A 22,170-nucleotide genomic window follows, 5' to 3' on the forward strand; every position below is an offset into this window, starting at 1 on the left:
ATGTACAAAGTCTGCTCATATTGCCTATCCAGCGATTAAAAGACATCTCTCAACCTAAGTTATCAATTATTAAACTTAATTTTTTCTTTTTCCTATTTTGGAGTAGGATTTTTTGATTTCCTCTTTCCCCCATCGTTTAATCATTTGCTTTTTATTAATTAGACGATTTATTTGAAGTCATCGACACCTTAGAGACATCCATTCAAATAATCCATAATCACCCTATGCAGTTCATCTAGATAAATCACTTGAAAAAATATCAGTTCAAAAAAAGCCAGCCACTTATACAAGTGACTGACTTGATATCATAATGTTAGTTATCATGAGTTTGACGTTGAAGTGACTTCACTAATTGAAAAGCTTGGTATAGTATTACGGCAAGGGAAAAATATACTTGCAGTTTTCTTAAAGAGTTTTTCAATGTTATCGCATCCTTCTTATTTTGTCGTTCCTCGTTTAAGAACTTTATGAGGTAAAATAATTTGTTTTTCATCAATGTCTTCACTGTTCATAATTTTAGTTAATAGTCGCATTGCAACCGCACCAACATCATAAAGCGGGAATTGAATACTTGTTAATTCAGGACGAACATATTGAGTGATTGGTGAGTTATTACTTGCTACCACTTCAAATTCCTCAGGAACTTTAATTCCGCGGTCTTGTAAAGCATTTAATATGCCTACTGCCACTTCATCTTGTGAAACAAAAGCTGCTGTAGCATCTGCATCTAATAACTGATCAACAATTTTTTCGCCATCTTTATATGAATAAGATTTTTGGAAAAGTAACTCTTCGTCTAAATCTAAACCATGTTTCTTTAATGCTTCTAGGTAACCTACATTACGGAAACTACGGTTAATCACATATTCATTAGGTCCTGTTACTAAAGCAACGCGACTTCTGCGCTCTAGAAGGTCTTCAACAACCTCTTTTGCAGCTTCACGGTAATCAATATTAACTGTAAAGAAATCATCCTCTAATAAAACAGTCCCTGCAAAAACAACAGGTGTATTCGTTCTTTGAACTTCTTTTTTTATGCTATCACTAATATTGTTCCCCATGTAGATAATGCCATCAACTTGCTTAGATAAAAGTGTATTAAACACTTGTAGCTCTTTCTCTGAGTTTTCATCAGAGTTAGCTAAAATGATGTTATATTTATACATTGAGGCAATATCATCGATACCTCTGGCCAATGATGAAAAGAATAAGTTTGTTACGTTAGGTATAATAACTCCAACTGTAGTAGTTTTTTTACTTGCTAATCCACGTGCAACAGCGTTAGGTCGATAATCTAATCGATCGATTACCTCTGACACTTTTTTGCGTGTGCTTGGCTTCACATTTGGGTTACCATTCACTACACGTGAGACAGTTGCCATAGAAACGCCAGCTTCTCTTGCAACATCATAAATTGTGATGGTTTGCTTCTCCATAAAAAAATCCTCGCTTTCAGAAAATCATATATTCACACATAATCTATCATAGCGATTTACATTTTGCAAGCGTTTTAATTACATTTAAACATTTTATTACCAACGATTGTTTGAAAAAGAGTATTTTCAAAGTCTTTATGCAATTTTAAAAAGTATGATAAATATTTTAATAGAAAAAGATAGTTTTTTGTTATTAACACACACACTATCATTTGGTGAATCTCTCACTCTGGTATTTGTGAAGAGTTGTTCATTCAAGAATTTTTCATGAAATCGTACTCAACGGATAAAAAATGATTAATCGCTGAAAAACCTGCCTTCAACGATTAATCATAAGAGTTCTATATTACGCTTTATCTTTTACTTCGTCAACTGCATCTTTAGTTTCTTCAGCTAAATGTGTCGCTTCATCAGCTACAGTATCAGCTAAATTACCAGCATCGTCTTTAATTTTATGTTTAGATTGCTCTAGTTCGCTTTTTACTTTACTCCACTCTTGAGACGCTTCTTTAGATAAATCGTTCACTTGAGTTTTAAACTGATTCGCTGAATCTTTCAAATTAACTTTGATATCTTCAGTTGCTTCTGCTGCTGCGTCATACATTTCTACACCACGTTCAACTGCATAATCAGAATACTCTGAGGCACGATCTAGTAATTGGTCTAACTCATCTTGTATGTCATCTCTTAATTCTTTACCTGATTTTGGTGCGTATAAAAGCGCGGTTGCTCCTGCAATGGCTGCTCCAAAAAGTGCTCCTAAGAAAAATCCACTATTGTTATCTTTTCTCACTTTCAACATTCCTTTCTATAACTACTTTAGATTAATTTCACCAGCTGTTGAAGATGGCTTTGTTTTTGTTAATGATACAAGTTCTGATTCAGAATCTACTTCTGAAAGATTGACTGTAGTTTCTGCAAATGACTGATTGGGCGTTGCTACTTTCGTCTGCGCTTTTGGCTTAGATCGCGTCGACTTAATAAAACGTTCCAGTGGTGAGGTTTTCTTTTTACTTGCGCCACTCAGTAAATTAGAGGTCAACTGTTTGGTTGAACTATTTACATCTGAAACAGTGACACCTAAATCACCAATTGCTGTAAACAATGGGTCAGTCTTACTCAGTTTACCATTTACGTCGTCTACCAATGTGTTAGCCTTGTTTAGAAGTCCTTCAACCTCAATCGATAAATTATCTACATCTTTTGTTACAATATCGATGGTTGAATTCAATCTTTGGACAGTATCACGAATTTCTTTCATAATCGTGGACAGCCTCGAAAGATTAATACTAATAAACCCAACTAAAACAGCAAACGCAAGCGCCGCAATCAAGCCTGCAATTTCTCCGATACTCATGCTAGAAAATCACTCCTTTACTGTTTTCATGTTATAAATATACCATTTTAATTAAATTATCACAAACATTATCGCTCTATTGACAAAAGTATATTGCTGTAAATAAAATTAATAACAAAATACCTCGCGACACATTTCCGTGAAACGAGGTAGCTTACTAGGTGTTCGAAAATTCATCAAGCTCTAGTTAAAACAAATTCAACTTGAAATTCGTCATACTTATGAGTAGAAATGGAATATTCAAACAGTTCTCCCGTATTTAAATAACCAGTTTGTTCGACGATCGCAACTGGATCTCCCTGTTCAAGGGCAAGTTCTTCCGCTTCAAAATCATTTGACTTTCTAACCGTTATTTTGCGGTGTGCGCTTTGAATACTGGCATTAAGAGTAGATTCAATATACTCATAGATTGAACCGTTGACATTCTCTAGCTTTAAACCTGGGATCACATCAATCGGCATATAAGTCTTTTCAATGGCCAGTGGCTTTCCGTTCAGAAATCTGACCCGATGAATATGGTAGACAAAACTATCTTTTTCAATATTTAAGCTATTCGAAACATGTTCAGTAGCGACATCCACGGTGAAGTTAAGAACCTTACTATGAACTGCTCCCTCTTCATACAAAGCAGAGGTCCCCATAAACTGACGCGACATCATTAAACGTTGAATCTCAACTTGGCTAAGGTCTTTAACAAAAGTACCATAACCTCTTCGCTTGATAATTAGTCCCTCACTCACAAGAATGTCTAATGCTTTCTTCATGGTCATTTTACTAACTTCGAATCGTTCACACAATTCTTTTTCCAGAGGGAGTTGTTGATTTGGTACATATTCCCCAGATAATATTTGTTTTCTTAGTTCATTCGCAATATACGTATACTTAGGCATAAATACCCTCCCTTTTATCTTAATAACAAAATTTCTTGCGAGCTAACACTTCTACTTTAGCATAATTTAAGCCTGTTCGCTTGGTTTTTTCTCGTTAAGTGATAAGTATATATCTTTTCTCATGAAATCTGAGAAATCAGGTATATATTCATGGCCGAACTCTGGGAAAAACAACAGTTCTTTATCAGTCGTAATCTTGTTATAGACGCCGAATTGTAATTTGGGGTGACAAACTCGGTCTTCAAGTCCAATCCCCCACAATACATTTGCTTTTAAATCTGAGACGAAAAATTGTAAGTCTATATAGTCAAGCGTATTGAAAAAATATTCTTCATGCTTATGCTGTGGGTCATTGAATCGAAACCAGTAAGCTAACTCTTCATAAGCTGATTGTTCAACATCTAAACGATAAGCTTCACGAAAGTTACTTAAGAAGGGATAGAGTGTAAAGACCGTTTGAATTCTTTTTTCAAAGTAACTAGAGATTAATGCTAAAGCACCACCTTGTGAAGCACCATAAGCATATAAATTATCAGTATCCACCATTGGCATGTGTGTGACAATTCTAGTTAGTTGATAGATGTCTAAGTAAACTTGACGGAAGAAGAGATTATCAGGTCCTTCCTTAAGCCCACGAATAATGTGACCCTTTAAAGAATTTCCGCGACTAACTGTCGTGTCTTCAGAAGGCCCACCCTGACCCCTAACATTTAAAGTAACAGTTAAGATGCCTTCGGCAGCATAGGCGATTTTATCGCCCCAATCGCCAGCATTACTATGGTAACCATGGAATTGAAATAATACAGGCATTTTCTTTTGAATATTCTTTGGCCGAACTATCTGGGCATGTATCCTAGCCCCATTGACACCTTCAAAGTAAAGATCAAAGCCTTCGGCAATGCTGGAATATATCTCGTGCTGAACTAGTTGATAGTTTACTCCTAAATCTTCTACCTCTTTTTTCCCCTTTTTCCAGAATTCATCAAAGTCTGCTGGTTTTAAATCACTGGACTGATAGTCTCCCCAATTTTCTAATGCGACTGTTTTTAACATGCTATCCCTCTTCTTTTACTAGTTATCTAATGTCAGACAATTATTATCGGCAACAGTCTTGAACCAATGACCTGACTTCTTAATTGTTTTTACTTGAGTATGAATGTTAGTCGAAATAAAGCCGTAGCGGTTTTTATAAGCATTTGACCATGACCAACAATCGATTGGTGTCCATAAATGGTAACCTACACAGTTAGAGCCTTCTTCTATTCCTCTATGTAACTCTAGCAAATGTTCCTTAATAAAGTTAATACGGTAATCATCTTGAACAACACCTTGTTCATCTTGAAACAGCTCTTCATTCGAGACACCCATGCCGTTTTCAGCAACGAACCACGTAATATTGCCATAATTATCTTTGATATTCTTAGCAATATCATACAAGGCTTTAGGATAAATTTCCCAACCACGATCAATATTCATACGACGTCCCGGCATATCAAAATCCTCATAATACTTATTAGGCATCCAATTAAATCTTAAGCTATCTGGTGACACATCTGGTTGCTTTACTCGGTGAGGATGATAGAAATTAACACCTAATATATCAACGGTATTGTGTTTTATAATAGCCAGTTCCTCATCTGTAGCGTCAAAAAGCACATCGTCATTACTTAATAGTTCTAATAGTTCAGCTGGATAAGCTCCTAAAACAGAAGGATCTAAGAACAGTTGATTAATCCATAAGTTCGCAATTCTTGATGCCTCTTGGTCTGCTTCATCTTCGCTCGCTGCATAAGATGGCGTTAGATTCAGGATGATACCAATCTGTCCTTCAGGATTTTTATTAACTTCTTTAAATTTAGCAACTGCTTTTGAAGAAGCTAATTGTAGGTTATAAGCAACTTGAACTGCTTTTTTACCATCCACTACTTTAGGATAGTGGAATTGATATAAATATTGACCGTCAACGACAACCATCGGTTCATTATGAGTAAACCATTCACTCACACGATCACCAAATAGTTTGAAACATTGTTCTGCAAATTTTACAAATAATTCTACAACATGTTTTGATTCCCAACCGCCATACTTATCATATAATTCAACTGGCAAATCAAAATGATGTAAGTTGATAAAAGGTTTAATACCATTTGCGATCAGCTCATCAATCACATTATTATAGAAATCTACACCATCTTGATTCAAAGAAGCTGTTTCAAAATCGTCTATTAAGCGAGTCCACTGAATTGATGTTCGGACACTATTTAAACCGGTTTGTTTCATCAATTGAATATCTTCTTTATAACTATTATAAAAATTTGAGGCTGTATCTGGACCTACTTGATTGTGGAAACTTTCTGGTTCAATTTCATACCAATAATCGAAGACATTCGCATGTTGTTTATTAAAGCGACCTTCACTTTGTGGGCCAGATGTGGCTGCGCCCCAATAAAAATTCTTCGGAAATTCTAAATTCATAATATACCCCTCTATGTTTAATTTTTTAATTGTAACTGAGCGTCTTGTATCAACTCTTGGTAACGAGACATCATCAATTGACTCAACTTAACGTACAAGCCCGGCAATAAGCATACTAATATAATTAGATTGCTATAGCCTATGATAATCGCCACGATAATGAAAAGAGAAAAACTCAATGAAGTGGTCCAATAACGGACAGAGCTATAAAAAGCTGTTAGCAAAGCTTCCTCTTCGGTCGAAACATCACTGATCACTTGAACATAACTCAGCCAACTAGTAAATACTGTACACACAATAAAAACTAATAATATGATATAGCTAAAAAAGTTTATCAAAGGATGGTTGAGTTTCATGTATAGCGTGCTCGCTAGAAAAAGATTGATAAAAAGTAACAACCAAACAACTGATAAAGCTTGCTGATAACGTGTCTTTTTGACCACCTTCTCTGGATAATCTTCTTCATAAAAGCCAATTAACGTTTGGACAATTCCTTTCGTGAAAATTCTGATCCAAAAATGCCCCGAATGACTAATCATCTGATAAATATAATTTATCCACTTTACCATATTTGCTTTCATTGAGACTATCCTTTCACTGAACCTGAGACACCATTATAAATATGCTTTTGTAAAAATAAGAATAAAACTAAAATTGGTACAATTACAATCACTACTCCAGCTAATATAACCGGCCAATTTGTGCCATAAGGTCCTTTAAAAGCAAATAATGCAGTCGAAATCACCTTAAGTTCGCGACTTGGCATGTACAGGAAAGGATTATAAAAGTCATTATAGATAGCCACACCACTGATGACTAAAATCGTTACCATCGGTGCTTTTAAATTCGGCAAAATGACGCGTCTGAACACTGTAAAGTAGGATGCACCATCAATAATAGCTGACTCATCTAACGAAATAGATATTTCATCTAAATATTGTAAAAAAATGTAAATTGAGATAACATCCGTTCCTAAACTCAAAATAATCACTGACCACATCGTATTGAAGAGACCAAGTGAGTTGATGATTTGAAAAGTGGCCACTTGACTTGTAATTCCTGGGATTAACATCGCAGCCATATATAAAGCCATGATCACTTTTTTCAATTTAAAATCAAAACGATGAATCGCATACGCAAACATGGCCCCTAAAAGCAATTTTCCAATCATACTTATAATGAAAATAATCAACGTGTTTTTGAAACCTACTAACATGTCACCTTCGACAAAGGCCCGTGTATAATTTTCGATGGTCCAAGTTTCTGGCAAAGCTAGGACACCACTGTTTAAAAATTCATCATTTGTTTTGAACGAACCAATGAAAACTACCAACACAGGCAGAATAGCTACAATAGCTCCAATTATTAAAACACCATATTTAAAAATCGTTCCCAAATACAATTTTTCTATTATCGATTCTTTACTGACAGCTTGTTCCATTTTCTCACCCTTTCTCACGTAGGAACCATCTTTGGACGATTGTCACAAATAAGACAATAAACAATAGGATAACCGCCATTGCAGAAGCTAAACCTACACGATTGTATTCGAAGGCTGTTTCAATTGTTTGAATAACAAAGGTCGAAGTCCCGTTTGATCCTCCGGTCATAATATATGGGATATCAAAGACGCTAAGTGAGCCTGAGATACCTAGAATGATATTTAAAAAGACAATATTTTTGATACTTGGCAAAATAATAAATCTAAATTTATGCCAATTGTTGGCGCCGTCAATTTCAGCTGCTTCATAAATTTCTGGATTAATGGATTGAATTGACCCCAAGAATATCAGAAAGTTGAAGCCTGTATAACGCCAAACCGACGTAAATGCAAGGGATATATTGTTAATTGCCCGATTCCCTAGCCATAACTGAATTTGGTCTTCCAGGCCAATCATAGTTAAGATTGTATCGAGAGTCCCCCCACCTTTATAGAAATAAAGGAAGATAAATCCAATAGCAACCCCATTTAACAGATATGGGAAGAATAAGATACCTTTCCAAAAATTTGCAAACTTCACTTTAAATGATAAAAGTGTCGCAAACAACAAAGCAATGCCTAGTTGGAAAAAAGTGGCAAAGAAATAATAAAGGCTAGTTTTAAAAACAGAGAAATAACGTGGATTCGTTAGAACCGTCTTATAATTATCTAGACCCACAAATTTTTGATTAGGACTGTAACCATTCCAGTCAGTTAAACTATATTGAAACATTTTAACAAGTGGAAAATATGAAAACAGCACCAATAAAACTAGGGGTATGATTGTAAAAGTAAAGATCAGTATTTTTTTTTCGGCATTAGCATTAAATTTTTTCATGAGCTACTCCTTTTATTAATAGTAGCGCTCGTTTAGGAGCGCTACACAATTCTACCTTTTTACCAGACCTATATTATTGGTTAGCTTCGATAGCTTCAGCCCAGCGCTCATTGAATTCAGCCATCATGTCCTCAAATGTTTCGCTTGTATTGCCAATCGCAGCATCGATGATGCGTTGTTTTTCATTATCAGTTGAACCTACACCTAATTGTGAGTAATCATTAATTTGACTAAATAACGCTTCTTTTCCAGGTTCAGCAGGATTTTCTTCTAATAAAATAACTCCTGATTCTTCAGCACTTGCTAGAGAGGCTGGCATTTCAGCACCGATCACTGGTGAAATTCCGCCATTTTCTTCTGCATAGTTAGAGTCTTGAATTAACCAATCTAAGAAAGCACGTGCAGCTTCTTTATTTTCACTATGAACATTGATAGCTAAGTTATAGTCGCCACCCACTGCTAAATATTGGTTGCCATCCTCAGCTGTCATTGGGAATGGGAAGAAAGCGATGTGTTCAGCATTTTCTGGATTTGCATCTTGTACTTGAGGAACTGCCCAGCTACCTAAAACCATAATACCTATTTTGCCATTAGCTAAGTCTACTTTAGATTGTTCCCAGTCTGTCGTTGTTGGATCTGCTTCAATTAATCCTTGGTTCGCAACGTCATATAATAAACGGTAAATTTCGTTCATTGTTTTACCATCTTCGAAAGGTGCAGTATCTGTAGTCATTTCATTTGTGAAATCTGGGTTACCTGAAACACCTGAGCGAGCAAAATCCCAGTTTGATAGCGTCCATCCAGCTGCATAGTTAGTATATAACGGTGTCACTTCTGGATTGTTTTCTTTGATTGTTTTTAAGGCTTCAATAAATTCTTCTGTTGTCTTAGGAAATTCAGTAATCCCTGCGTCTTCAAATACTTTACGATTGACAACCATTCCTGTTGCATTTAATTGTGTCGGGATACCGTATTGAACACCATCAAATGAACGGTCATTTAATCCTAAATATGTGTCGGATAAAGCTTCTTTTTCGCCCAATGGTTCAAAGAAATAGTGGAAATCTTCTGGGTTAATGTCCGCTGGAAGCATTAGCACGTCACCGTATTGTTCAGTGTTCATACGTGTTTTAATTTGACCTGCATAATCCGTAATTGTTTCGATTTTTACTTCAACATCTGGATACAACTCATTAAATTCAGCAATATACTCATCCCATTTACCATTTCCCTCCCAGTCAGTTTTGTGGTTGATAAATGTAATTGTACCTTCCTGTGCTTGTACAGTAGTTGTCTGAGTTAATACGCCAACGGCTGCTAAGGTTAGTGCTGAACCTAGAACTAAAGTAGCTTTTTTGAATAATTTCATTATAATTTTTTTCCTCTCTATTTTGAACTTTTAGCATAATATGCTTGAATGATTGTTTCTGCTTTTTTTCCATAAACGGCATAATCATCATTTTCATTTGCTGATACAATCGGGTATAGCACGGTTTTCCAATCCCACAGCCCAAATCCTTGAACCCAGGATCTTTTATCTGTCGCTTCAAACATCGCCTGATACCAGTCCGCTTGAGCGGTTGGATCACTCGCTCCTTCTTTAGTCCAATCATTAGGCAAATATTGACTACCTGAACGACTTGGACATCCCGCTTCACAAAAGAAAAATGGTTTTTCATATTTTTTTACGACTGTTTCTATTCTATCGAGTTGCTGGTCCCATTGATCGATCGGATAATAACCAGAACTTGAAATAACATCTAATGCATCCCACCATTGAAGGTGATCTTCTTGATATTTATCGCAATTATAAGTCACTAAACCATTGTACTCTCGCCTAACTAACTCAATTAATTCACGCCATTCTTGGCTTCGTCGGGTAGCATTCACCAACTCACAGCCAATCACAAGCATCTCACACTGAGTCTCTTCAGCAAGTTTCGCATAATGCACAATGTAATCATTATAATTTTTAAACCAATCTGACCATTTGGGCTCACATGGAATATCCATATCGAAAAAATTGATATGAGCGCGCCAAGTCCCATCACTTACATTCACCATTGGCTTCAAAATCACTCTCAGGCCTTGTGCTTTAACAAAAGCAATCATATCCTTGACTTCTTCATCGCTCAGTACAGTGTCAGCCTGCCAGTTAATCATAGTAGATTGGGCAGTCTCTTGTTCGACAACAAGTGCTAAAATGATTGTATCAGCGTCAAGTCGCTCTTTTAATAACAAGAGTGATTCTTTCGCTTCTGGTTTTTCAAAATCACCTCGACGACTCATAAAACCAAAAGTCATCCCTTTAATAAAATCCAACTGCTTCCTCCTTTCCTTTTTTTTATGATAAACGCCCTAACATTTCAACATACATTCTGACTGTATGATATGGGCCTTTCCACCCATCTGATAAACTTGTTGATTTAGTCTCGACAACTTGCCCACTTTCATCAACGTGAGGCAACCATTCACTCAATTGCCCTGGTATCATTAAATGTGCTTGGATAAATTCCCAGTGGCTTTGTGCTAATCGTTTAAATTGAACTTCTTTAGTACGGCTAAAGGCATCATAAAAACCAATCACACTTTCAGCCAAACTCCACCATTGTTTAATTTGACTCTTTTGACCTGAATGATAATGATCAAGAATAATTCCTTGATCATCCAGTCCTTCCTCAAGCACGGATTGAACGATTCGTTGAACGAGTGCCACATAGTCAGAGTCATTCGTTTTTTCCAAGACCTCCAGGCTACGATAAAGTAACCAAGCAGTTTCGATATCATGGGCATAAGATATGTCTGAATTTAAGGGAGTCCAATCACGATGAAATTCTGTGTAACAATGCCCCTCTTCTGACACAATATACTCTTTAAACAAAGCCAAAAGATGTGTGATTCGCTTGGATAAACGAGAGTCTGGATAGACCTGATATAGATTGGTATAAGCTTCCAATAAATGCAATAAAGCATTGGTTGAATAATATGTTGCCTCACCCTTAGGCCCCATCAGTGTCGCTGAATGTGGCTGCCAGTCGCTTGTGAATTCTTCATGATACCCACTATCGTCCGCTAAATAAGCTTTTGATTCGATTAAATTAAATAAGTCAATCGCCAATTTTAAACTACTTTCTTTCTGGGAAACTTTGTAATACTCGCTGAAAGCATAAATCGCAAAACTTTGGACATAAATATGCTTCTGAGTGACTTTCGCTTGACCATCATAAGTGACAGACCAGAACAAACCTTGCTGATCTTCATCAAGTAAATAATCGACAATGAATTGGTAGACCTGATCAGCAGCCTCTAACAAGCCCTTAGTCTCTGACACGGGGTAAGCCGCAGATAATGCCCATAAATACCGTGTCATTAAAATTGCGCTCTTATCCGCCTGCTTATCAATCGATAAATCGGCAGCTACCTTCGCGTAAAATCCACCCTGTGCTTTATCCTCAAGACTCAACCAAAAAGGTAAAATCCTTTCATCCAATTGCTTTTGAACTGTTTCTTTCGTCAATTCCATTTTTCAACCAACTCCTCGTGCGTATACAAAAATTAAAAGATAGCCTCACCCTTTCAATTTCATTCATTCGGAAAACGATTACAAATAGATAATAACACATCATTTTAGTAAAGTATATACTTTTGCTTAAATTATATATACTTCATCAAACTTTAATCTTCTCTAATCAAACACAGGTACAATAAGACACTGACTTTTCCAAATGAAAAACGCCCTCCTACAGCCTTTATAGACTCGCAAGAAAGCGTCGCTTCAAATTCCGCTATGATAAAAAAGTTCGTTCAAAATGGACGGCTGCACCAATTAAATTGGCATCGTTAAAGAATTGACATACCTGAATATTGGGTTTAATGTCGGCAGCACCTTGTCTGTCTAACAACTGAGAGACGCGCTCAGTTAATACGCGTGTAATTTCTGGTCTGACAGAAATACCGCCACCTATCGCTACTAATTCAGGATCGATGATCAAGGATAAATTATAAATGCCTCTGGCAAGCGAATCATAGATTTCATTGACCATCGCTTTGGCAGCTGGATCGTCTACCTCAGCTAAAGAGAATAATTCCAAACCATTTGCGATAGGCTGCTCAGGATGGGCTGCATTATGACGGTTAATCTGAAGTAAGCTACTTGATAAGTTACTTAATGTATTCTCATGATCAAGCAACATATAACCTAATTCACCTGCAAATAAATGCTGACCCTTCACTAATTCGCCATTAATCGCAATGGCACCACCTATGCCAGAGCCTATTATCATAAATGCAACATTTTTGTAGTCTTTCGCAATTCCGTAATCTAATTCTGCTAAGGCAGCAGCATTCGCATCATTTTCAATCGAAACCGGTAATTCAAATAATTCTTGCCACGCCTTTACAATCTCAAATTCATGGAGGTACTGAACCGCACTAATTCCATGAACCACACCTGCCTGACTATCGACACTACCGGGACTACTAATGGCAACACCCGTAATCTCATGTTTTTCTTGCGCAATAACAAGGACTTCTTTCATTGCTAACTTTAAACTATCCCAATTGGCTGGGGTCGCAAAAGATCCTTTATCCAACAAACTAGACTCATGCCAAATTGCATGTTTAACTCCTTGACCACCGATATCAAATACTAATAAACTCATAGACATCCTCACTTATCCTTTTTAATTTTAAGATAAAAGACACGACTGTGATACTCGCCGGCTTTTTCACGCCCCCAATACTCATCGGCACGTCCCGTAAAGTTTTCATTTAATATCAAACCAATTGCCATTAAATCATCCCCATAACGAACCGGAATATCCTTACTTTCATGGTCCAATTCAAGCAATTCATAGGCTTGATCACTCGCTAAACCAGCTAATTGAATCCGCTCATAAGCTGGATTTGCGCTTGCTTGACTTTGATAAACTCCGACAATCGCTTCTGACTGATCCTTACTCACTACCATCCAAGCTGTTAAGCCTGCTTCGAAGGGATTATTCAAGCGGTAAAAATCACCATGATGTAACAAACTTTGATATTGATTAAATTGATTGATTTGCTGACGAACTTCTTCACGGTCTGCATCACTCAACTTCATGATGTCTAATTCATAACCAAACGTTCCAAAAAGTGCCACATCTTTACGCATCTTCAAGCTTGTTATTCGTCCTACTTGATGGTTCGGTATTTCAGACACATGGCTCCCCATCGTAGAAATAGGATACACCATCGATGCTCCATACTGAATTTTCAATCGTTCTATCGCATCCGTGTCATCACTGATCCAATTTTGATTTGCATAGAAAAGCATCGCAGGATCATAACGTCCCCCACCTCCCGCACATGTTTCAATAAAGACGGCTGGAAAGGCCTTACGAATTCTATCGAGTAAGTCATAAACGCCTAGAATATAACGGTGGAATAATTCACCTTGTTGATGTTTCTTTAAGAAATTAGAAAATGGTTCTGAAATATAACGATTCATATCCCATTTAATATAATCTATTTCAGCTGAGCCAAGAATCTGAGACATTTGCTCAAAAATATTCGCTACAACGTCCGGATTAGAGAAATCCAAGACAAATTGATTACGCCCGTGAGAAATATTCTTATTAGGGTGCCCAATAATCCACTCCGGATGGGCTTGATAAACAGGTGTATCTACAGATAACATTTCTGGCTCAAACCACAGACCAAAATGAATCCCCATCGCTTGAATATTGCTTGCTAACGAACGAATACCTTGTGGTATTTTGTCTAAATCAGTTGTCCAATTACCCAGCGATCCATTGTCAGAATCGCGTTTTCCAAACCAACCGTCATCTAAAACAAACAAATCAAAACCAAGATCCTTAGCCAATTGAGCTTGTTCTAATAATTTCTCTTCGTCAAAATCAAAGTAATTTGCTTCCCAACTATTTAACAAAACAGGTGCCTTCTCAAAAGGTGTTTCATTGTGTAAGAGTTGTTGACGATAAATATCGTGGAACTGTTGACTCATCCCGTTCAAGCCCTTAGAACTATAAGCCATGACAACTTCTGGTGACTCAAAACTCTCACCAGTATCTAAATGCCAGTCAAATTGGAAAGGATTAATCCCCATTGATACACGCGTTACATGATAAGTATCCACTTCTATTTGGCTCAAAAAGTTTCCACTATAAACTAAACTGAAGCCAAAAGTTTCCCCTTGGTGCTCACTTGTATTTGGCGCAACTAAAGCCAAGAATGGATTATGGGCATGACTACTTGCTCCACGCGTACTTGAAAAGTTTTGCACACCTTTTATCAGAGGTTTGCGCTCCAAGTGTGTTTCACGAGCCCATGCGCCATATAAATGAAGCAGCTCAAAATCATCATGCGGAAAGTCTATCGACATACTCAAAAGACGCTTTAAGCGTAAACTCTCTTCCCCATGATTGTGAACAACCACCCGTCTGACAATAACAGCTTGCTCCCGATAAATCGTATAATGTAAATCGATGGCCGCCTGGGAGTAGTTATCTTTTAAATGAATAATTAATGTAGCGGCATCTTCTTCTCCTGCTCGTAACATCGGCTGAAGATTCGACGCATGCTTACCCGACAGTTGGGTATAACCGACATAACTCAGATGTGAAATATGATCCCCATCAGGATAAGCAATTTCGATTGCTGGGTAACGAAAATCTGTTGTCCCATAAACAGGAAATTCTTGTTTAATATGTTCAAAAGACGTAGTATGCGTGTCCTGGTATAAATTATTCGAAGGACGCACTTCCCTTTCAATTAAATAATCATAATTATCTCTAGGCTTGATGGCAGCCCCGTAGTACAACTGTTCCAACGTTTGAGTACTTTCTAATACATGGAAAATATAACTAAGCTTACCGTTAGTTAAGTGGAAACTTGGATAGTGACCTTCATTTATAAAAATCATTTGCGACATATACTCTCTCCTCTAATCAATGATTAAATTTATAGACTACCGCTAAATGCAGTTGTAATCGCCATTACGGTACATTTTAAGCATGAAAGCAAGCTAATAATCTAGTTTATTACTTCGTTTCAGATTTCCAAGCCTGAATTTAAATAACATTCGAACAACTGTAATCGTTTTCCTAAAACATTCTATAATCTAATCCTAGGTAAGTCAACCAAGAATAATAGTGTCTTCACTTTCAAAATTAGACATTCAAGGCAAAATAGGAAGCCTCGCCGCCTTGAATAGCACTAATTTTCTTGAAAACCGTAAGAATATTCTGAATTACTAGCGATTAAACGGATTGACTTGAAAAGAAGGGGTAATTTACTTTAAACTAAACTTGAAAACATAAAAGGAGGTAATAGTTTGAAACAATGGATTAATCAATTTCTCAGACAAGAATGGGATGAACTAGCAGTCGATGGTTTATCATTTTTATTGAGTTTTATATTTATGACAGCATTATTTATTTTAGCAAGTAAATTACTTGACCTGATCTTTGATAACCGCTTTAATTCAAGATTAAAGGTAATTACTAAAAATAGTTCGCCTCAAAGAATGAAAACAATCAATAATTTATTACGCAATGCAGCCAATTACGCTTTATATTTCATCTATGCTTACGCAATTTTAAAACTGTTTGGCTTTCCAATCGAAACTTTAGTAGCCAGTGCTGGGATTGCTGGTGTTGCTTTTGGTTTGGGTGCTCAAAATTTTGTAAAAGATGTAATTAATGGATTCTTTATCATTTTAGAACACCAATTTGAAGTTGGGGACCTCGTGGAAATTCCGCAAGAAGGGATTACAGGCACTATCATTAGCACCGGGATTCGAACAACCACGCTCAAAGCTGCCACCGGCGATACCTACTTCGTACCGAATAGTTATATTGCAATTGTCAATAATCAAAGTCGACAAGCAATGCGTATCGTTATCGATTTACCTTTAGACGACGATATGGATTTGTCTTTATTTAAATCCGTCGTACAAAAGACAACCGATGATATTCAGAAAGATTTTAGTGATTCTCTGACGCAAGAACCCGCGATAACAGGTATGATCCGGGGCGAACATCAAACTTTTTTATATCGCATCACTTTTTACGTGCTAAATGGCGAACAATATCAACTCAATAGTGAGTTTTATGAACGATACTTTTTGGCTTTACAAGAAAACGATATAAAATTCCCAATCAGTACTTTTACGCCTTAAAGCCGTAAAATCGGACAAAAAAAGACCACCAAGGATTCTCTCAAGAATGCCTGGTGGTCTTTTTGTCTAATTAATCAAGACATGTTGTAGTGTTTCAATTTGTTTCGTTATTTCAGAGTTGCCGGAAATTCTATGAATGAAATGATTGAATCGTTTTAGAATTTCTCGTCGTGTAATCAGACCCAGAAATTTATTGTCACGTTCTGGATCAATGACACATACAAAGTTATGATCGATTAATTCTCTAAAAATAAACTCAAATGGTGTATCTGGATGGATTGTCGTTACATCTGTGCGCATAACATCCTCTATCTTTAATTGGTCCAATTGATTGATATCTATTGAGTCTAAAGTAACAGCTGCATTAATAATTAAAGGCATACTGATTAGACCGACCAATTGTGATTTCGGAGACAAAACAGGTATCAGTGAATACTTCACTTGAGACAAAACCAGTAAACCATGATTCAAAGTATGTGTTGAAATGACACTCGCTACATTGTCAGCCGGTATCATCAATTGTTCCATATCAGAACAGATAAAACGTTCAATTGTTGGATGTATCATTTTGCATCTACTTTCTAGCGAGTAAAGCTTTGACTTAAACGCGTTAATTTAGTTAAGTTATCATCATAAAATTCAACCAATATTTCTTCAGGAGATAAACTCACGACAGCAAAAGTTTTTTCAGGAACTGGTCCTCGAGATTGATTTAAACTCCCAGGATTTAATAACAAAACGTCATCTTTAACTTCAGCATATAAGCGGTGAGTATGGCCATGAAAGACAAATTTCGCCCCTATTTCATTTGCCAATTCTAACACTTGTTGGTTAGAATGATTGACACCGTGACGATGTCCATGTAACACAAGTACTTTTCCCTCATCCGTCGTTAAATTACCAATTTTTCGATATTGTGGATCGTAATCCATATTACCAGAAACAACCAGTGCAACAGATTCCCAGATTGGATCATCCGATGGAAATTCTGAATCTCCACAGTGGAAAATATAATCCACATCATCTTTAAATGCATCAATCACTTCTTGCACTTTCTGCCATCGTCCATGATTATCACTCATGACTAAAAACCTCATAATTGCTTCAACTCCTCTAACCAACTTGGTAATAAGTCTAATAACTGTGCCGTAGCATTGGCACGGTGACTAATCTTATTTTTTATAGATAAAGGAATTTCTGCAAAGGTGCTATCTTCTGATGCTACGTAGAACAATGGATCATAACCAAAGCCTTCAACACCACGTAATTCTTCTAGAATTTCTCCGTGGGCACGTCCTTCGACGACTAAACTTTCCATATTTGGATGAGCCACGACGATACATGAAACAAAATAAGCGGAACGATCGCTTGCATTTACCTCAGCTAAACGGGCCAATAATTTTTGATTATTGCGTTTATCATCTTTAGGTTCGCCTGAATATCGTGCACTATAAATACCTGGTTCACCATTTAATGCGGGGACAACAAGACCAGAATCATCTGCTAAGGCAATACAGTTTAATTCTTTCGCAATCTGTTCTGCTTTTAATCGAGCATTTGCTTCAAACGTCGTACCTGTTTCTTCAACTTCCGCTAACTCTGGAAAATCCAATAATGATTGGACTTCCATTGCTAAAGGAGCAAACATTTCTTTAAATTCCTTGATTTTTCCTGCATTATGACTGGCTATAATCACTTTCAACTACAATCTCTCCTTTTATAACAGCACTTTTGATATTAGGTTGAGCCTCTTCTAACCATTGGCTAGCAATTGTCTTGAAGGGTTCCACTTCACCTGTAGTGTAATAGACTTGTGTCGCTGGTTCAGCAATTGCATCCTCAGCCGACCGACTTAAATTAAAATAATCTAACAAAGTACTCACTTCATTGATGGTTTCTTTCCCAGAATCGATTAGGTGAACCTGAGGGCCAATTGCTGTTTGGATTGCCTCTTTCAACAAAGGATAATGTGTACAGCCAAGAACTAATGTATCGATTTGAGTGCCCTCAAAGGCGCTCATTCGCTTTGAAACGATTTCATCAATTTCAGCTTGACTATATACTGTACTTTCAGCAATCTCCACAAATTCAGGACAAGCGACACTCGTCACATCTAAGTGTTCTACTTTTTCAGTTAATACTGTTTCATACAATTCACTGTTAATTGTCCCTTGGGTTCCAATAATGCCAATCCGATTATTAGTCGTTTGCTTTATGGCCGCGCGACTTCCAGGATGAATGACACCTACAACGGGGATCGCTAAAGTGGCTCGGATATCATCTAGAGCAGCTGCTGTGCCAGTATTACAGGCTATAACTAACATTTTTATGCCTTTTTCTCTCAAGAAATTTGTTAATTGCCAGATATAACGTTTGACTTCTTCAAGTGGTCTTGGTCCATAAGGACAACGAGCATTATCTCCTAAATAAATAATTGATTCATTAGGGAGTTGTCGTAAACTCTGCTTAACGACCGTTAAGCCACCAACTCCTGAATCAACAAAACCTATGGGTAAATTTTTCATTAAAAAACCTCACTTATTCATAATTTAATTCTATCATATTATACTTAGAAAAAGTTGCCATCCTTACAATTTTACCGAATTCTCACTTAAATTAGAACCAATACACACTTAAATCTCAATAAATATTCTTTAAGAATTGGCTATCAAGATTTTACTAATTTTGATAGAATTAGAGATGAGTAGATATTGTCTGTTTAATCAATCGATGAAAGGAGTTTTCTGATGACACAACCAGAAGTTTTTTACCCTGCAATTTTCTTTAAAGATAAAGAAGGTGCTTATACTGTTCAATTTCTAGATATACCTGGAGCTGTTACATTTGGTAATAATTTATCTGAGGCTTTCCAATATGCTCAAAACACTCTCGGCAACGCGCTTTATGACCAAACGAACTTACCTGAACCAACGCTTGATTTCACCCACGTAGATCTCAAACCAACGGATCGAATCGTCTTAGTGAGCATCAACTTAATGGAATTTCGTTCTCGCATGAATCATAAAAAAATTAAGAAAAATACTTATATCCCAGAGTATCTTGCGCTACTTGCTGAAAAGAAAAAAATTAATTTTTCGGCAACTTTGGCCGATGCTTTAGAAGAAAAACTATTCCCATAAACAAACAATTTATGAGAGTTTGTTAAGCTTTTTTTTAATTTAGTGAGAGCACAACTTTTTAAAATTGGATCCAATCGCTAATCATTCGTAGTGCCCCTTTAAGCACTCTCCTCAAAAAAAATAACATACCAGCACCAAGCTCATTACGAGCAAGCGGGTGTTGGTATGTTTTTTTATTGAACTATGACGCTTCTCTTTCTGATTTCCAAAGTGCGAATGATCGTTTAAAGGTGTTAATTATCCCTTTGTCGCTATAAACTAGCACATTACTCTTGTAAAAGACGGCCGAGAACCATAGGCAAAGAATCATGAAAATAATCGATAGGATAAAGGATAACACAATTTCTCCGTTACCAACCGTTTCAGCTGCGATTCTAAAAGGCATAACAAAAGGTGTAAACAAAGGGATTTGTGAACCAATTCGAACAATGGGATTATTAGTCGACACATTGGCGTATAAACCAATATAAAAACCAGCTAATGCTGTAAAGATAATCGGTGTAATCATCTTGCTAACATCTTCCGTTGTTGAAACAAGTGAGCCTAGGAAGCCAGCTATACTTGTATAAATCAAAATCCCGATAATAGCGTAAAGTGCTCCTAGTGCTAAAACATTACCACTATTACTTAAGTAGTAACCGATATCTAACTCATCTAAGAAATTAAAGAAGTCCATTTGTTGAACTACTAATCGAACTAAAAAGAAAATAACGACATAGGCTGCTAATTGTGTCAAAATAACTAAACCAACGCCAATCATCTTACCTAAGAAATGAGTCGTAGCTGATATACTTGAGAGAATAATCTCCATAATACGTGACCCTTTTTCAGCAGCAATTTCTTGAGAAATGATGCCGACGTAAGTCATAATAAACATGAAGACGATAAAACTCACACCATAAGCAACCCCTTGACGCACTAACACCGTAGGATCTTGTGAAGAGGTCTCTGTTGTCGTCCCATCATCGCCAGTTTGTAAAATTATCGTGTCGATTCCAACTGTACTGGATTGAATTTGGAGCAACTGCTCTTGGCTCATCCCCATACTTTCGGCCACATTATTTAAATGAAAATTTCCCAAAGCCTGTTGGATTAAACTCATATTTATATCCTTACTTGTTGGTTTACGGTAGTAAATTCCATTTAGAGTTTCTTCTGTTTGATCGACCACTAAGTAGCCATCGATTTCATCGGCAGTCAAGGCTTGATTGGCCTCTTCTTCTGTTAAAGTAAAAATGACATTATGTTGGCCACCACTTTCAGAAATAACTTCCTGAACTTCACTGTCAGCATTTACAACCGCAATCTCACCCACACTTGATGACATTTGATCTTGAGCAATTAGATAACCAATTCCCCCAAAAATCGCAATCATAAAGATTGGACTCATCACCATAAAGAAAAATGACCAAGACAGCACATTTTTACGATACACTTCTTTAATAACAATCCATGCTTTATTCATGAGTCGCTTCCCCCGCTTTCATCTTAAAGATCTCCTCTAGCGTCGGCGGTTGCTGACTAAAGGTTCTAATGTATTGTCCTTGAGTCACTTGTTTAAATAATACCTCTCCATAAGAATCATCTTCTAAAGTTAATAAGAAACTATCAGTATCACGCTGTTTCACACTCGCAACGCCTTCCAAAACTGATAAGCTATCCACGTTCCATTGATTTGTATCCAGAAATAGCTTCGTGCGACCAAAACTCTCACGAACCTGCGAAACCGTTCCATAGAGTACTCGTTTTCCATTATGAACCATCACTAACTTATCACATAACTCTTCAACATTATTCATATTGTGACTTGAAAATATAATACTGCTCCCCTTAGCTTTCAAATCCAAAATCCCTTGCATCAATAAATCAGAATTGACCGGATCTAAGCCACTAAAAGGTTCATCAAGAATGACCAACTTAGGTTCATGAATTAAAGTCGAAATAAGCTGCACCTTCTGTTGATTCCCTTTTGACAAAGTTTTTACTTTATCCGAACGTTTCCCTTTAACAGCAAACCTTTCCATCCAAAAATCAATTTTATCCAGAATATCTTGAGCATCCATTCCTCTTAAACGAGCAAAATACATAATTTGCTGCTCCACTGTCAGCTTTTCATAAAGCCCACGTTCTTCCGGTAAATAGCCAACAATATTATATAACTCCTTGCCCATTTCTTGACCATTCCAAAGCACACGGCCATTTTCTTCTGGTGTTAAAAAATCTAATATCATCCGAAAAATAGTCGTCTTACCTGAACCATTCTGACCAATAATCCCAATAATAGAACCAGATTCAATACTGAAGGATACATCATCCACAGCTCTCAAATCACCAAAAGTTTTAACTAAATTTGTTACTTCCAGCATAACTAACCT

General features: G+C 36.7%; 22 protein-coding genes. 2 read left to right on the plus strand and 20 right to left on the minus strand.

Annotation, left to right across the window (positions count from 1 at the left end):
• Positions 1–437: 437 nt before the first annotated feature.
• The 14 genes from ccpA to ACTQ45_RS04115 all read right to left on the minus strand — a co-directional run bounded on the left by ccpA (position 438) and on the right by ACTQ45_RS04115 (position 15,398).
• Positions 438–1,436: a catabolite control protein A gene (gene ccpA, locus ACTQ45_RS04050; RefSeq protein WP_441762986.1), complete on the minus strand. Its 999-nt coding sequence runs from the start codon at positions 1,434–1,436 to the stop codon at positions 438–440.
• A gap of 346 nt (positions 1,437–1,782) precedes the next feature.
• Positions 1,783–2,238 carry a YtxH domain-containing protein gene (locus tag ACTQ45_RS04055; protein ID WP_441762987.1) on the minus strand — a complete coding sequence of 152 codons (456 nt, stop codon included), beginning with the start codon at positions 2,236–2,238 and terminating at the stop codon, positions 1,783–1,785.
• Between the two features lie 12 nt (positions 2,239–2,250).
• Complete coding sequence (locus ACTQ45_RS04060) at positions 2,251–2,793, minus strand: DUF948 domain-containing protein (RefSeq protein ID WP_441750683.1); 543 nt, start codon at positions 2,791–2,793, stop codon at positions 2,251–2,253.
• Between the two features lie 176 nt (positions 2,794–2,969).
• A complete protein-coding gene (locus tag ACTQ45_RS04065; protein WP_441750684.1) occupies positions 2,970–3,683 on the minus strand; it encodes a GntR family transcriptional regulator in 714 nt (237 codons plus the stop codon).
• A gap of 66 nt (positions 3,684–3,749) precedes the next feature.
• A complete protein-coding gene (locus ACTQ45_RS04070) occupies positions 3,750–4,736 on the minus strand; it encodes an acetylxylan esterase (RefSeq protein ID WP_441750685.1) in 987 nt (328 codons plus the stop codon).
• An 18-nt stretch (positions 4,737–4,754) separates the two neighbouring features.
• Positions 4,755–6,158, minus strand: coding sequence for a glycoside hydrolase family 1 protein (locus tag ACTQ45_RS04075; RefSeq protein ID WP_441750686.1), 1,404 nt, complete (start codon positions 6,156–6,158; stop codon positions 4,755–4,757).
• 17 nt (positions 6,159–6,175) lie between these two features.
• Positions 6,176–6,739, minus strand: a complete 564-nt coding sequence (locus ACTQ45_RS04080) for a hypothetical protein (RefSeq protein ID WP_441750687.1) — start codon at positions 6,737–6,739, stop codon at positions 6,176–6,178.
• Between the two features lie 5 nt (positions 6,740–6,744).
• Positions 6,745–7,599 (minus strand): carbohydrate ABC transporter permease, encoded by an 855-nt coding sequence (locus tag ACTQ45_RS04085; protein ID WP_441750688.1) that lies wholly within the window; start codon positions 7,597–7,599, stop codon positions 6,745–6,747.
• A 4-nt stretch (positions 7,600–7,603) separates the two neighbouring features.
• Entirely contained in the window at positions 7,604–8,476 is an 873-nt protein-coding gene (locus tag ACTQ45_RS04090) for a carbohydrate ABC transporter permease (protein WP_441750689.1), read from the minus strand.
• A 73-nt stretch (positions 8,477–8,549) separates the two neighbouring features.
• A complete protein-coding gene (locus ACTQ45_RS04095) occupies positions 8,550–9,845 on the minus strand; it encodes an ABC transporter substrate-binding protein (protein WP_441762988.1) in 1,296 nt (431 codons plus the stop codon).
• A gap of 17 nt (positions 9,846–9,862) precedes the next feature.
• Positions 9,863–10,798: a glycoside hydrolase family 113 gene (locus tag ACTQ45_RS04100; RefSeq protein WP_441750691.1), complete on the minus strand. Its 936-nt coding sequence runs from the start codon at positions 10,796–10,798 to the stop codon at positions 9,863–9,865.
• A gap of 22 nt (positions 10,799–10,820) precedes the next feature.
• Complete coding sequence (locus ACTQ45_RS04105; RefSeq protein ID WP_441762989.1) at positions 10,821–11,999, minus strand: AGE family epimerase/isomerase; 1,179 nt, start codon at positions 11,997–11,999, stop codon at positions 10,821–10,823.
• 262 nt (positions 12,000–12,261) lie between these two features.
• Complete coding sequence (locus ACTQ45_RS04110; RefSeq protein WP_441762990.1) at positions 12,262–13,137, minus strand: ROK family protein; 876 nt, start codon at positions 13,135–13,137, stop codon at positions 12,262–12,264.
• 8 nt (positions 13,138–13,145) lie between these two features.
• Entirely contained in the window at positions 13,146–15,398 is a 2,253-nt protein-coding gene (locus ACTQ45_RS04115) for an alpha-galactosidase (protein ID WP_441763029.1), read from the minus strand.
• Between the two features lie 411 nt (positions 15,399–15,809).
• Between ACTQ45_RS04115 and ACTQ45_RS04120 the strand changes: the two genes are divergently transcribed.
• Entirely contained in the window at positions 15,810–16,655 is an 846-nt protein-coding gene (locus tag ACTQ45_RS04120) for a mechanosensitive ion channel family protein (protein WP_441762991.1), read from the plus strand.
• 66 nt (positions 16,656–16,721) lie between these two features.
• On the opposite strand, the gene cbpB is transcribed toward ACTQ45_RS04120, so the two are convergent.
• Genes cbpB through racE form a run of 4 tightly spaced genes read right to left on the minus strand, consistent with a single transcriptional unit; the run spans position 16,722 to position 19,180 of the window.
• The gene (cbpB, locus tag ACTQ45_RS04125) at positions 16,722–17,222 is read right to left on the minus strand and encodes a cyclic-di-AMP-binding protein CbpB (protein WP_441750695.1); all 501 of its coding nucleotides are present in this window, start codon (positions 17,220–17,222) and stop codon (positions 16,722–16,724) included.
• 14 nt (positions 17,223–17,236) lie between these two features.
• The gene (locus tag ACTQ45_RS04130) at positions 17,237–17,752 is read right to left on the minus strand and encodes a YfcE family phosphodiesterase (RefSeq protein ID WP_441750696.1); all 516 of its coding nucleotides are present in this window, start codon (positions 17,750–17,752) and stop codon (positions 17,237–17,239) included.
• Positions 17,749–18,351, minus strand: a complete 603-nt coding sequence (locus tag ACTQ45_RS04135; RefSeq protein ID WP_441763030.1) for an XTP/dITP diphosphatase — start codon at positions 18,349–18,351, stop codon at positions 17,749–17,751. Before ACTQ45_RS04135 ends, ACTQ45_RS04130 begins: the two co-directional genes overlap by 4 nt.
• Complete coding sequence (gene racE / locus ACTQ45_RS04140) at positions 18,332–19,180, minus strand: glutamate racemase (protein ID WP_441750697.1); 849 nt, start codon at positions 19,178–19,180, stop codon at positions 18,332–18,334. Before racE ends, ACTQ45_RS04135 begins: the two co-directional genes overlap by 20 nt.
• A 222-nt stretch (positions 19,181–19,402) precedes the next feature.
• Between racE and ACTQ45_RS04145 the strand changes: the two genes are divergently transcribed.
• Complete coding sequence (locus ACTQ45_RS04145) at positions 19,403–19,795, plus strand: type II toxin-antitoxin system HicB family antitoxin (protein WP_441750698.1); 393 nt, start codon at positions 19,403–19,405, stop codon at positions 19,793–19,795.
• A gap of 181 nt (positions 19,796–19,976) precedes the next feature.
• Here the strand turns inward: ACTQ45_RS04145 and ACTQ45_RS04150 are convergent, their stop codons facing one another.
• Positions 19,977–21,260: an ABC transporter permease gene (locus ACTQ45_RS04150; RefSeq protein ID WP_441750699.1), complete on the minus strand. Its 1,284-nt coding sequence runs from the start codon at positions 21,258–21,260 to the stop codon at positions 19,977–19,979.
• The gene (locus ACTQ45_RS04155; RefSeq protein WP_441750700.1) at positions 21,253–22,161 is read right to left on the minus strand and encodes an ABC transporter ATP-binding protein; all 909 of its coding nucleotides are present in this window, start codon (positions 22,159–22,161) and stop codon (positions 21,253–21,255) included. The genes ACTQ45_RS04150 and ACTQ45_RS04155 overlap by 8 nt, the downstream gene beginning before the upstream one ends.
• Between the last annotated feature and the right edge of the window lie 9 nt (positions 22,162–22,170).

It is taken from the genome of Fundicoccus sp. Sow4_D5, from assembly GCF_052116365.1.
Lineage (GTDB): Bacteria > Bacillota > Bacilli > Lactobacillales > Aerococcaceae > Fundicoccus.